11 protein-coding genes are annotated in these 12,588 nt (G+C 67.8%); 5 read left to right on the top strand and 6 right to left on the bottom strand.

All coding sequences use genetic code 11. The features are described from left to right. Nucleotides 1-10 precede the first annotated feature (10 nt). Together JYK02_RS33050 and JYK02_RS33045 are read right to left on the bottom strand one after the other, a co-directional pair. Nucleotides 11-832, bottom strand: a complete 822-nt coding sequence (locus JYK02_RS33050) for an SDR family oxidoreductase (protein ID WP_207056899.1) — start codon at nucleotides 830-832, stop codon at nucleotides 11-13. 200 nt (nucleotides 833-1,032) lie between these two features. After that, a complete protein-coding gene (locus JYK02_RS33045; RefSeq protein WP_207056898.1) occupies nucleotides 1,033-1,299 on the bottom strand; it encodes a hypothetical protein in 267 nt (88 codons plus the stop codon). Between the two features lie 78 nt (nucleotides 1,300-1,377). Here JYK02_RS33045 and JYK02_RS33040 point away from each other — a divergent pair, with 78 nt between their 5' ends. The 3 genes from JYK02_RS33040 (at nucleotide 1,378) to JYK02_RS33030 (ending at nucleotide 7,705) form a co-directional block, all read left to right on the top strand. Continuing rightward, nucleotides 1,378-4,065, top strand: coding sequence for a M1 family metallopeptidase (locus JYK02_RS33040; RefSeq protein ID WP_207056897.1), 2,688 nt, complete (start codon nucleotides 1,378-1,380; stop codon nucleotides 4,063-4,065). A gap of 61 nt (nucleotides 4,066-4,126) precedes the next feature. After that, nucleotides 4,127-6,430 (top strand): glycosyltransferase family 39 protein, encoded by a 2,304-nt coding sequence (locus JYK02_RS33035; RefSeq protein ID WP_207056896.1) that lies wholly within the window; start codon nucleotides 4,127-4,129, stop codon nucleotides 6,428-6,430. A gap of 249 nt (nucleotides 6,431-6,679) precedes the next feature. Further along, nucleotides 6,680-7,705, top strand: a complete 1,026-nt coding sequence (locus JYK02_RS33030; protein WP_207056895.1) for a hypothetical protein — start codon at nucleotides 6,680-6,682, stop codon at nucleotides 7,703-7,705. A 62-nt stretch (nucleotides 7,706-7,767) separates the two neighbouring features. Here the strand turns inward: JYK02_RS33030 and JYK02_RS33025 are convergent, their stop codons facing one another. Continuing rightward, nucleotides 7,768-8,850: an IS630 family transposase gene (locus JYK02_RS33025; RefSeq protein WP_431603473.1), complete on the bottom strand. Its 1,083-nt coding sequence runs from the start codon at nucleotides 8,848-8,850 to the stop codon at nucleotides 7,768-7,770. A gap of 119 nt (nucleotides 8,851-8,969) precedes the next feature. On the opposite strand from JYK02_RS33025, the gene JYK02_RS33020 reads away from it, so the two are divergent. Both JYK02_RS33020 and JYK02_RS33015 read left to right on the top strand, forming a co-directional pair. Continuing rightward, nucleotides 8,970-9,887, top strand: a complete 918-nt coding sequence (locus JYK02_RS33020) for a DUF6310 domain-containing protein (protein WP_207056894.1) — start codon at nucleotides 8,970-8,972, stop codon at nucleotides 9,885-9,887. Then, complete coding sequence (locus tag JYK02_RS33015) at nucleotides 9,884-10,639, top strand: DUF5953 family protein (RefSeq protein ID WP_207056893.1); 756 nt, start codon at nucleotides 9,884-9,886, stop codon at nucleotides 10,637-10,639. Before JYK02_RS33020 ends, JYK02_RS33015 begins: the two co-directional genes overlap by 4 nt. A 1-nt stretch (nucleotide 10,640) precedes the next feature. Here the strand turns inward: JYK02_RS33015 and JYK02_RS33010 are convergent, their stop codons facing one another. From JYK02_RS33010 to JYK02_RS33000, 3 genes are all read right to left on the bottom strand, one after another. Further along, nucleotides 10,641-10,976, bottom strand: a complete 336-nt coding sequence (locus JYK02_RS33010) for a hypothetical protein (protein ID WP_242589486.1) — start codon at nucleotides 10,974-10,976, stop codon at nucleotides 10,641-10,643. Nucleotides 10,977-11,110: 134 nt separating this feature from the next. Continuing rightward, entirely contained in the window at nucleotides 11,111-11,455 is a 345-nt protein-coding gene (locus JYK02_RS33005; protein WP_207056891.1) for an antibiotic biosynthesis monooxygenase family protein, read from the bottom strand. Then, the gene (locus JYK02_RS33000) at nucleotides 11,452-12,573 is read right to left on the bottom strand and encodes a cytochrome P450 (RefSeq protein WP_207056890.1); all 1,122 of its coding nucleotides are present in this window, start codon (nucleotides 12,571-12,573) and stop codon (nucleotides 11,452-11,454) included. Before JYK02_RS33000 ends, JYK02_RS33005 begins: the two co-directional genes overlap by 4 nt. Nucleotides 12,574-12,588: the final 15 nt, after the last annotated feature.

Below are 12,588 nucleotides of genomic sequence, written 5' to 3'. Positions count from 1 at the left end.
CCGGACGTCCTTAGAGGAAGAAGTCGGGCAGCAGCTCCGCGCCGGGCACGGACTGGTACTTGTCGAAGTTGGTGACGCCCGCGGCGCGCAGCACCTCGTCGTCGATGCAGAAGTTGCCGGTGAAGGAGCGGCTGGGCTTGGTGAGGATGGCGTACGCGGCGTCCGCCATGATCTCCGGGGTGCGGCTGCCCTTGATGGTGTCGTCACCGCCCAGCAGGTTCTGCACGGCGGCGGTGGCGATGACGGTGCGGGGCCACAGCGTGTTGACGGCGATGCCGTCGTCCTTGAGTTCCTCGGCCATGCCCAGGGCGCACAGGCTCATGCCGTACTTCGCAATGGTGTAGGCCACGTGGGGGCCGAACCAGCGCGGCTCCATGTTGAGCGGCGGCGAGTTGTTGAGGATGTGGGGGTTGGAGGACTTCTTGAGGTACGGGATGCACGCCTGCGAGCACGCGAAGGTGCCGCGCGTGTTGATGCCGTGCATGAGGTCGAAGCGCTTGAGCGGCGTCTCCAGCGTGCCGGTGAGGCTGATGGCGCTGGCGTTGTTCACCAGGATGTCGATGCCGCCGAAGGTCTCCACGGCCTTGGCGACGGCGGCGTGGATCTGCGCCTCGTCGCGGATGTCCACCACGCAGGGGAGGGCCTTGCCACCGGCCTCTTCAATCTCCTTCGCCGCCGAGTAGATGGTCCCGGGCAGCTTGGGGTGCGGGTCGGTCGTCTTCGCCGCGATGACGATGTTGGCGCCGTCACGGGCGGCGCGCAGCGCGATGGCCTTGCCGATGCCGCGGCTGGCGCCGGTGATGAAGAGGGTCTTGCCTTGGAGGTTGGACATGGGGCGCATCCTTGCCCAGTCCACCGCCGCGTGCATCTGGAAGACACGCGGGACGCGGGGACCCGTGAGAGCCCCCGGCCCCGACTGTCGGTTACTGCGTAAGGAGGCAGGCCTGGGCTGCAACGAAACGAGTTTTCCCTCGGCTTGTCGCTGAAACGGGGGGAGCTGGGACCGTCGCGGTTCCCGGGACAGCGCGCCCGTTACATTCGATTCAGCGCTGCCTCGAGTTCCTTGCAACGCGCGAGCGCCTGCTCCAGGTGCATCTCCACATCCATCCGTGGAAGCGACATGCCGCGACGTGCACCGAGCAGATACTCGTTCGCCGCCGTGACGTGCCGTGAAATCGCGGCTAGAAGGCCCTGGATCTGGGGCGTCAGCCGCGCCGAGGCAAGGCGAGGTTTCAGCGCTTCGAGACGAACTGCGACGTCGCGCAGAAGGCTCTCGTGTCGTGGACTTCCCAGGGGCATGGAGGTTGGGTTCCGGCTTTCCGCCATCAGGGCACACAGTACCTCACGCGGCATCCCCCTGGTCTAGGCTGCGCCCCCATGCGACTGATCCCACTCCTTGTCCTGGTGGTGTTGACCGTCCGCTGTGCGCACGCGCCGGAGGCCGCCCCGCCGGCTCCCGCGCCGTCCGCCGCCGTGTCGTGGCCGGAGGCCCTGCCTCCCGCGCTGCGGCTGCCGGACACCGTGCGGCCCGTGCACTACGCGCTGGACCTGAAGCTCGTGCCATCGGAGGACACGTATCCCGGCAGCGTCACCATCGACGTGGAGGTCCGTGAGCCGGTGCGACAGGTGTGGCTGCACGCGCAGGACGTGGACGTCACCCGGGCGCGCGTCACCGTGAATGGCCGCACGTTCGACGCGAAGCCCGTCACCGCGAACGAGGGACGTCTGGGATTGCTGCTGCCGGAGGAACTGCCCGTCGGCAAGGCACAGCTCCTGCTGGACTTCACCGGCAAGGTGGACCGCGAGCGCAGCCAGGGCCTCTATGGCGTCACCGAGGGTGGTGAGCCCTACCTCTACACGTTCTTCGAGCCCATCGACGCGCGCCGTGCCTTCCCGTGCTTCGATGAGCCGACCTTCAAGGTGCCGTGGCGCCTGCGCTTCACCGTGAAGGCCGGACACGTGGCGCTGGCCAACCATCCCGTCGTGTCGCGCGAACCGCTGGCGGACGGGCTGGAGCGCGTCACGTTCGCGGAGAGCAAGCCGATGCCCAGCTACCTCGTGGCCTTCATGGTGGGGCCGTTCGACGTGGTGGAGGCGGGCACCGTGGGCCGCACGAACGTGCCGCTGCGCTTCATCGTCCCGAAGGGCCGGGGCGCGGAGACGCGCTACGCCGCGAGCATCACGCCTCGCATCGTGAAGGGCCTGGAGGACTTCTTCGACCAGCCGTATCCGTACGAGAAGCTGGATGTGGCCGTGGTGCCCCGGTACTGGGGCACCATGGAGCACCCGGGCATCGTCGCGCTCGGGCAGCCGCTCACGCTCATCCGGCCCGAAGAGGAGACGCTGGTCCGCCGCAAGTCCTACGCGGTCATCGCCAACCATGAGCTGGGCCACTACTGGTTCGGCGACGTCGTCACCTGCTTGTGGTGGAACGACATCTGGCTGAATGAGTCCTTCACCGCGTGGCTGGACCGGCAGACGGTGGACCGGCTGGAGCCGTCCTGGGACTACCAGCAGGAGCGCGCCATGTCCGCGACGCGGTCCGCGCTGGAGTCGGATGCGCTGGAGGCCGCGCTGCCCGTGCGCAAGCCGGTGGAGAGCAATGACGACATCGTGGGCTCGTTCGACAACGGGACCACGTATGACAAGGGCTCGTCCGTCATCGCCATGTACGAGGCCTGGCTGGGGCCGGAGCGCTTCCGCGACGTGATCCGGGGCTACATCCGCAAGCACGCCTGGAAGGTCGCGACGATGGAGGACTTCCTCGCGGACCTGTCCCAGGCGGCGGGGCCGGAGGTGGCGCGGTCCTTCGGCGGGTTCATCGTGCAGAAGGGGGCGCCGCGCATCACCGCCCAGGTGTCGTGCCCGGCGGGCGGCGCGCCGGCGGTGAAGCTGTCACAGGAGCGCTACCTGCCCGTGGGGTCCAAGGCGGACGCGAAGCAGGAGTGGCAGGTGCCCGTGTGTCTGCGCGTAGGGACGGGGACGCAGTCGTCGCGGGTGTGCTCGATGTTGCAGGGGCCGTCGGCGGAGGTGGCGCTGCCCACGAAGCAGTGCCCGGCGTGGGTGCTGCTCAACGCGGGCGGCACGGGCTACTACCGCGGCGGTTACACGCGCGAGCAACTGACGAAGCTGCTCGCAACACCGGTCGCAGCCTTCACCCCGGCGGAGCAGGTGGCCCTCTGGGCGGACGTGGACGCGGCGGTGTCGCGCGGAGACCTGCCGCTGGGGGAGGCCTTGAAGGCGGTGCCGGCCTCGGCGAAGTCGGCGAACCGGCTCGTGGTGCAGAGCGGCGCCTCGCTGCTCGGGCAGGTGCGCGTGGATCAGCTCACGCAGGAGGAGCGCAAGCGCTTCCGCGCGTGGGTGGCGTCGCTCTACTCCGCACGCGCAAGGGCGATGGGCTGGGTGCCGAAGCCGGGCGAGGACGACTCGGTGAAGGAGTCGCGCTCGCTGTTCCTCCGGCTGGCCGGTGGGACCGGGGATGATCCGCAACTGGTGAAGGAAGCGCTGCCCCTGGTGCGCGCGTGGCTGGCGGATCGGAAGTCGGTGGATCCGGAGGCGTTTGGCAGCGCGCTGCCCCGGGCGGCGACGCATGGCGACGCGGCGCTGTTCGACGCGCTGCTGGAGGCGGCGAAGCAGGAGCAGGACCGCAGCGAGCGTTCCCGGCTGCTGTCGTCGCTGGCGTACTTCCGGAACCCGGACCTGCTGTGGCGGGCGCTGGGCGTCGTGGTCTCACCGGACTTCGATGTGCGCGATTCGCAGGTCATCCTCGGCATGGCGCTGATGTCGCCGGAGTCGCAGTCCCTGGCGTGGAACTTCTACCAGACGCACTTCGATGCACTGAGCCAGCGGCTGCGCTCGGATGAGCTGGGACGGCTGATTGGACAGACAGGGAACCTCTGCAACGAGATGGATCTGGCGCAGGTGGAGACGTTCCTCTCGCCCCGCGTGGGCAAGATTGAAGGCGGTCCGCGAGCACTCGCCCGGGCCCTGGAGTCCATCCGTCTGTGCATCAAGGCCCAGGAGGTCCAGGCCCCGAGCGTCAAGGCATTCCTCCGCACCCGGTGAGTCTGGGATACGGTGACCTGCACGGTCCACCCGGCCGAAACGACTCAAGGAGCTTCAGTCCGTGGCGAGCGAAGGGAAACAGCAGCCGGAGCAGACCTTCACCGAGGCCATTCTCGGCAAGGAAACCCTCTCCACGACCTGGATGAAGCGGTGGCTTCGGCTGCCTTTCAGTACGCGTGTCGTGGTGGCCACCGCCGGCTTCGCGGCCCTCCTGTTCCTCCCGTATCTGGGCGCGGTGGGGCTGTGGGACTGCTGGGAGACGCACTACGGCGAGGTGGCTCGGATGATGATCGAGCGCCGCGACTACGTGTATCCCTTCTGGGAAGGCGCCCACTTCTTCTCCAAGCCTCCGCTCACCATGTGGATGCAGGCGCTGGGCATGCAGGTGGTGGGCACCGTGCGCGGCAGCGGCGCGGTGGCCCTCTACACCGAGTGGGGCATGCGCATCCCCTTCGCCCTCCTCAGCATCACCGCGGTGGCGCTCCTCTCGCTCGCGGTGGCGCGCGTGGTGAGCCACCGCGCGGGCCTGGCCACGGGCTTCATCCTGGCCACCATGCCGCTGTACTTCCTGCTCACGCGGCAGACGGTGACGGACACGCCCTTCGTCACGACCTTCATCTGCGCCATGGCGTGCGCGCTCATCGGTCAGCTGGATGAGACGACGAAGCACCGCGCCGCGTGGTGGTACGGCTTCTACTTCTTCGCCGGCCTGGCCACGCTGGCCAAGGGCCTGCTCGGCGTGGGCCTGCCCGCCGTCATCCTGGTGCTGTACGCGGCGCTGGCCGTCATCCCCTGGGACGGCGGCAGCGTGGAGCGGCACCTGCGCTGGCTGTCGGACAAGGATTTCCGAAAGGACGTGCGCGAGGGTCGGCTGCCCATGCCCGTGCTGTGGGGGCAGATGTTCCGGATGCACCTGGGCACGGGCATCCTCGTGTTCCTCGCGGTGGCGGTGCCCTGGTACCTCACCCTGTCCCTCTTCAAGGAGGTGGACGATGAGGGCAAGCTCTTCTGGTACCGCTTCTTCATCCACGACCACCTGAACCGCCTCACGGCGGGCGTCTACACGACCACGCCGGGCGGCACCTTCATCTACTTCATCGAGCAGGGCGGCTTCGCCATCTTCCCCTGGGTGGCGCTGCTGCCCGGCGCCTTCGCCGTCGTGTCGCGGCTGCGCCTGCGCTCGGCGAGCAAGGCGGACCACCTGGCCCTCATCGCCGTGCTGTGGGTGGCCTTCGCGTTCTGGCTGCTGTCCTCCAGCGCCACGAAGTTCCACCACTACGTCTTCCCCGTGCTGCCGGGCCTGGCCATCCTGCTGGCCCTCTTCGCGGACCGGCTGTGGGAGGAGGGCATCTCCGCGCACGCGGTGAGCCTCATCTTCGGGCTCATGCTCTTCATCCTCGTGGGCAAGGACCTGGCGGAGAACCCGAAGAACTTCACCGACCTGTTTGTCTTCAACTACGACCGGCCGTATCCGCAGGACCTGGTAACGAAGCCCATCGCCTTCTTCGCCGCTCGCCCGCTGTGGGCGGGTGACCTGGTGACGCTGGTGCTGCTGGCCTTCGGCGTGTACCTCGCGTTCGACGCGTTCGCCTCCCGCGCGAAGGAGAAAGCTTCGCCGGGCGCGCGCGCGGTGGCACTGCTGTTGTTGTTGTCCGGTGCGGCCACGCTGGGCGCGGTGGCGTCGCGGGCGCAGGTGTCCGCGGAGGCGCTGCTGGGGCTGGCGTTCCTGGCGGTGGCCGGCTTCCTGGGCTGGCAGTCCTCTCGCCCGGGCGCGGAGGGTCGCTTGTCACTGCGGACGGTGGCGGGCCTCATCGCGGTGGTGGGCGTTGCGCTCGCGGTGAGGGGCTTCCGCCAGCCGGTGGCGGAGGACTCGCTGCTCAAGGCGCTGACCGAGCCCGTCAACATCAAAAGGACGCTGGGCTTCACCTTCGCGGTGGCCGGGGCGCTGGCGGTGGTGGCGGCCCTCAGGCGCGCGCGGGTGATGCTGTTCGGTACGTTCTGGGTGCTCGCCGCGGGCGTGGCCCTCTGGTTCAACTGGAGCCACTGGGTGGACCTGGCCCACCACTGGACGCAGCGTGACCTCTTCTGGCGCTACTACGAGCAGCGCAAGGCGGACGAGCCCATCGTCGCGTACATGATGAACTGGCGCGGTGAGACGTTCTACTCGCAGAACACGGTGGAGCAGTTCCGCGCCCGCGACGCCAGCACGCGAATGCGCAACCTGGCGGCGCGGCCGGGCCGGGTATGGGTGCTGGTGGAGCACAACCGGCTCAACCTGGTGCGCGACGCGGTGGGGCCGGACCACGTGGTGACGCCCGTGGACCGGGACATCAACAACAAGTTCGTGCTGTTGACCGTCGACTGAGCGGTATCACCGCGCACCGCAATGAGCGCCGGCATGCCCTGGGGCGCATCCGCTGCGGTGCGGTGTGCGCGGCCCCTTCGCGTCCCTGGGCAACGCGGGCGCGTCTTGTGCGGACGCGTTCCGGGTGTCTCGCGAGAGGGGTTCGTGGTGGACGCCGGGCTCCTGCGCGTGGCTCCTGAATTGCTACTGGCGTGAGGCGGGTCTCCACGCGCCAAGGGCCGGCGCTGCTCCCGTGGGCGAGGTGCGTCGATGCCGTTCTACAAGTGCTACGGCTGCATGAAGACCTTCATGTCCGAAGGGCGCGCCACGTCCTGTCGCTACTGCCAGAAGCTCCTCAACGAGGAGGTCAACCGGCAGCCCGGCCCACCGCGACTGGAGCGGCGTCACTCCGCCCCGGTGCTCGGAGCGCTGACCCAGGCGCAGCAGGTCGTGGCGATGGAGAAGAGCAAGCAGACGATGGTCTTCAAGCCCCGGTGTCCGCTGCTCAATTGCCGTTCGGATGACGTAACGCGGCAGGGAGCGGACGGCATCTTCAACACGAACGCATCCATGTATTCGTGCGACAGGTGCGATGCGTACTTCCTCTGGACCGCGGAGATCGGGTTCGAGCCCTCGTTTGCCTATACCGATGTGACGTACCGGCAGGGCCCGCTGAACATGTTGGCGTTTCGCGGACTCAACCTGCCCAGCCCGCTGACCTGCTTGAAGATCTTCAAGAAGGGCTTTCCCGTGCGGAAGAATGATGACGATGGCGGCAAGCCATGGACGATTCAGTACCGCACCAACTCGTATATCGGGATGACCCTGGACCAGGAGGCCTTTCCCAAGGTCGGCGACATCTTCCCGGAGTCCGCGCACTGCTTCTCGGCGCGGGTGACCGGGGCCACCATCTTCCCGAACGACACGGCCGTGACGAAGACCTACGTCTTCGTGTGCTTCCTCCGCGAGGGCTTCAACACGTACGAGCAGCAGCGTGCGGAGGTGGAGCTGCTGCGAAAGTACTACCCGCCCATCTTCGATTCACACGAGGACCAGGTCGCGTGGCCACTCGCGGCGCGGGAGGTGGCCTGTGAGGAGGTGGCCCCGGAGGATGTGCTGGCGTCGATTCGCTGTGACAAGGTCTGGAACACGGACCGCTGGCAGGACGGCGGCACCTACCGCTTCTATCTGCCGTCGTTGATGTTCAATCCCACGCTGGGACCCCAGGCGAAGGTCCGCATCACCCAGCTCCTCAAAGACAACCGCGAGGGAGTCATCCCGGCCACTCCCACGTAGCAGGCCGCGCCCCACGGCGCTCGCCTCCGCGCTAAACGACCGATCGTGATTCTCGAACGGTCTCAAGCTGCGCGTCGAGCGGAGGCGACGCGCAGCAAGGGGCTGGCGGACTTCTGGGTGTTCCGTGCGTCGAGGTAGGCGTCCACCTCGGTCATGAGCGCCTCCATCTTCTTGCAGCGATGGTTGCGGGTGACGTTGGCGTGCACGTCCCACCACACGCGCTCGATGCGGTTGCCCTCCGGGCAGTACGGCGGCAGGAAGTGCAGCACCAGCCGCTCACCCAGAGCCTCCAGCGCCTTCTGCGTCTTTTTGCTGGAGTGGGTGGCGGCATTGTCGAGGATGAAATGTAGGCGCTTCGCTCTGGGATAGGCGGCGTCCACGGCGCGCACCAGGTCGATGAAGAGCGCACTCGTCTTCTTCTCCCCCTGCACCCAAGTCATCCGGGCCGTGCTCGCATCCAGCGCCCCTGCCACGAAACGCTTCTGGTTGTTGCCGGGAGTGACGACCTCTCTGCGCTGTCCGGGCAACGTCCAGTCGGGGCCGATTTTCGGGTTGAGGTGCACGTCCATTTCATCCTCGAAAAGCACGGGCTCGTCGGGCCGGGCGAAGGCCGCACGGCATTTCAGCTGCCAGAGGCGCCGTCGACGTCGGCGCTCCGGCCAAGGGCAGCGCACCACGGGACGCGGACGCCTTCTGTGGGCTCCCACCGAGGCCAAGGCGCGTCCCATCGTCGCGGGCGAGACGCGTACCCGGCCTCGCCTCTGCACCTCACGCACCAGCAACTCGCGCGTCCACGTCGTGCGCCGCCAACCGGACTGCTGCGGCGTGCCTTCCAGCACCCGGCGCAGCGTCTGCCGAAATCGCTCGTCCACTTTGCGTGGCCCATTCTGAGCGCGCCTGTCCGAGAGGCCTTCTCGGCCTGACTTCTGGAAGCGCTGAACCGCGGACACCACCGTGGACGTGGCGCACAGCAACTGCCGCGCTGCTTGCGCCCGTGACTGACCACTGGCCACCTTCGCTACCGCCAGGCACCGCCGCAGGGTGAGCGGGCAGCCAGTCCTCTCTCCCCAGCGAATCAGCCGCCTGCGGTCAGGACATCGCAGGCGCAGCTGTTGCCTTCCCTGAGGCAGGGCTCGCTTCTTCATCCGGTTCTTGCGCACACAAGGCCGAACGGCGCGAGCTCCTGCCCCTTTCCTTCAGCTCCCAGCGCCTGCCTACCCTCCGAGCCGATCGGGATTCATGCGCGGTCGTTTAGAACGGGACCATGCATCTCCGAGCAGGCATCGCACTTCTTCTCTTCCTCTCTGCCTGCGCTACGTCCGCGCCGAGCCCAGCGGCTCGCGCGGCGCGGAATCCGAGGCACGCCAACCTCCAGCGCGCAGCGACGCTGCCGTGGTCGGACAGGGGGCGGTGCGTCGTTCGTGAGGCTTCCCAGCCTTGGCCCGTGCTGGTGGAGCGCTGCTACCCGGCCCTCGACCATGACCGGATCGAGTTCCACGACACGGAGGGAAGATGCGCGGTCGCCTCCGCTGACGCCGCCGCTGTGGGAGTCGGGTTCTGCGTGCTGGCGGCCCCTGAGATCGCCGTGGGAGCCGTGATCGTGCTTGGCGTGGTGGTGGTCGCCGCCGCCATCAAGGAAGAGCTGGATGCGTATGAGTTCCGCCACGCCTACCCCGAGGAAGCAGGGACCTCACGTGGAACGAAGGTGGCCTCCCGGGAAGCTGAAGCGCAACGCAGTCCCAGGCTGAAGCCCCAGCCAGCGGGGCAGAGCAGGCAGCCCCCGGTGCCGCCCGTGCCCGTGGGCCAGACGGGCCGCGCCAGTTGCGAGCCTGTTCCCGTGCCCCACGCAGGCGAAGACGACGCGCATAATGAGTGCGCCGACGAGTTCCCGCCCAACCGTTATCCCGGCATGGACGTGCTTGTGGACGGTGTACGCTTCGATGCGCTGCAAGTCGGCGTGCCCAAGCTGTGGGAGATCAAGACCCATCAGTTCGACACTTACAATGACTTTGTCCAGGAGCGAGAGATTGCAAAAGAAGTCAAGCAGCTGACGAAAGAAAGAAGAGCTGCGACGGCGTGTGGGTATGGCTTTGTTGTTGGGGTGAGCACTCAAGTGCATAAAGACGCGCTGCAGCAGGCGGACCAGTCTCTGAATGTTGTTGTCACAGGGTGTAAGCGATGACTGCGCGAAGAAAACTTGCTGTCATTGTCTATGCGCCTGCGCTCGTGGGAAAAGACCGACGCACTGCTGATTGCGTTCATGGAATGGAGAGGGCGCTGCCCGGCTTGCGCTTAGATTGGCGCCTCTCCAAAGGCGGGCGCCCCATTGCATTGCCGCAACGAGACGCTTGGCTCCTTGACAGCATTGAGGACGGCGGATTTCCCATCGTGTGCAATGGGGACCTGCGTTACCCCGTGACGGTCTGGGGCAGGGCAAGAGATGGGCTTTTCAGCGCAGGCGGTCAGGCCCAGTTTGAGGTGCACGCAAAAATGCCCCTGGACGAGCCTGTGATCGCGTCAGCGGCGGCTGTAATCGAGGGCCTGGCGGAAGGAGCGCGCGCGTCATGGGGACACGCGACGCCATACGACACCGCTGTGGACATCGCGTATCAGACTGCTCCCACTCTGGAAGGTCCACCGTCCCCGCGCCGAGGGCTTCCCGCACTGAAGCTCTTCGAGCACATCCGCTCGCCTGAGATTCCCTATTACCTTGGGTGGTTGAACTACTGGTCGGCCGCTGCCGCGCAGGCCATTGGATTCCCGGACCCGGCCCGGGATGCGGACCTGCTTTCGCGAGCGCGTCGCACGGAGTCGGGCGGATGGGTCGTGCAGCTCACCGACGCGCCGCTCGACCTGGACACCCCTGCCCACCTGGACGCGCTCCTGCGGGCCTACGAGCGGTTCCCTGCGATTGGCGGGCGCTCAGCCCCTTGAGTCAAAGACCGTAGGGATACAGGTTCATCTGATCCGCGATGAGCGGGCGGCAGAGCAGCAGGAGCTGTGTCTCGTCCAGGAACGAGGACTTCCGCGCCTTGAGGAAACAGGACGCGGGATCATCCGAGGGCTGGGCATACTGGCAGAGCTGGAGCGCTTGCGGCTCTGAGAGGAACCCTTCCTCCTGGACTCGCTGGAAACACTTCGCCGGGGCGTCCGAACGGGCTCCCTGGCAGAGCTGGGCCGCGTTGGTTTCGCTCAACACGCCGGCCTCTCGTGCCGCTTCGAAGCAGGAGTATTGCGGCGCGTCTTCGGGCGGCTCCTCGAGCTGCCCCATCGCCGGAAGCCCAAGCAGCGCGGCAGCCAGCCCCCAGGCTCCTCTCCATTGGCCTCGCTTCATCGTGCACCCCCAGGAGAAGGTGGGGGAGGCATGACCCGCATGCGAGGGACGGCCGCCGTGCGTCGGCCGCGTCAGCCGTGCACGGTGCGACTGTCGGCGGGCACGTCCGCCCGGTCCTTCAGGCCGTAATCCCTCACGACGTGCGCCACGCGCAGGCGGTAGTCGCTGAACACGCCTTCCCGGCCCTCGCGCTGGGCTTCACGGTGGGCTTCCAGCCGCCGCCATTCCGCCACCGCGGCCTCGTCGCGCCAGTAGGACAGTGACAGCAACTTGCCGGGTGTGCTCAGGCTCTGGAACCGCTCGATGGAGATGAAGCCATCAATGCCTGCCAGCAGTGGGCGCAGCTCCGCCGCGAGGTCCAGGTACCGCTGCCGATGCTCCTCGTGTTCCCAGACCTCGAAAATGACAGCAATCATCGCAGTCCTCCCAGGACGCGGGTGTTGGTGGAAGCTCGCCAAGTGACGGGGCCCGACAGCGGCGTCAGGTCCACGCCGGTCGCGAGCACATGCTCCGCCGCCGCCGTGGCCATCGCCGTCGCCAGCAATGGTCCCGGGCAGGCATGCGCGCCCAGGCCGAAGGTGAAGGTCTGGCGGCCCACGCGCCGGGGCAGGAAGGCATCGGGCCGGGGATTCTCCCGCGGATCGCGATTCGCCGCGCCGAGCACGACGACCACCGTCGCACCGGCCTCCAGCTCCTGACCCGCGACGGTCGCTGGCGCATGGGTGAAGCGCCTCGTGTTCTGGACCGGCGACTCGTGGCGCGTCGCCTCCTGGACCACATCGTCGAGCGTGCACTCGCCCCGGGAGAGCTGTTCCCGCAGCGCGGGCTCGCGAGCAATGGCCCGCAGCGTCGCCCCCAGGAGCCCGGCCGTCGCTTCATACGCCTGGGTGAGCAGGCCCACGGCGTTCGGAACGCGCAGGTCCTCCGCGCCCAGGCCCGACATGAGCAGGGTCGTGAACGCGGTCCTTGGCGTGGCGTGGAAACAGGCTGCCACGCGCTCGGTCAGCCTCGCCGCGCCCTCGCCACTCACCGTGGGATCAACGACCGAGCGGACATAGGCCTCCACGTCCTGCACGCTCGCCTCCAGTGTGTCCTCCGGGAAGCCCAGCAGCGACGCCAGCACGAACACGGGAAGCTGAAGGGCCGCGTCTGGAAGCCGCGACAGGGACGGCTCCGTGAACAACCGCCTCGCCCACTGGCGGCTCTCCGCCTCCACCTCCCGCAGCGCCTCCGGCAACGCGCGTGACAGCGTCTGCTTCACGGCAGGGTAGGGACCTCCGTCGTTCATCCGCACCAGTCGCCCGAAGAGTGCTCCGGCGGAGGTGCCCTCCAGATGCGAGGGCACCGGCTCTGCCTTCGGCCGGACCCGGCAGTGCTCGCTCGTGAGCACGGCGCGGACGGTGGCCGCGTCCGCCGCGATCCACGGGCCGAAGCCGGGGATGCGGTGCAGGCCGCCTCGGGCGCGAAGCTCCGCGTAGTACGGGTAGGGGTCGGGGTGGGTGACGGCCTGATACGGGTCGGTGGGCGGTTTCATCGGTCCTCGCTTCCC

It is taken from the genome of Corallococcus macrosporus (assembly GCF_017302985.1).
Taxonomy (GTDB): Bacteria; Myxococcota; Myxococcia; order Myxococcales; family Myxococcaceae; genus Corallococcus; species Corallococcus macrosporus_A.
Note: the sequence above shows the minus strand (reverse complement) of the source record. Positions and strands in the feature narration are given on the sequence as shown.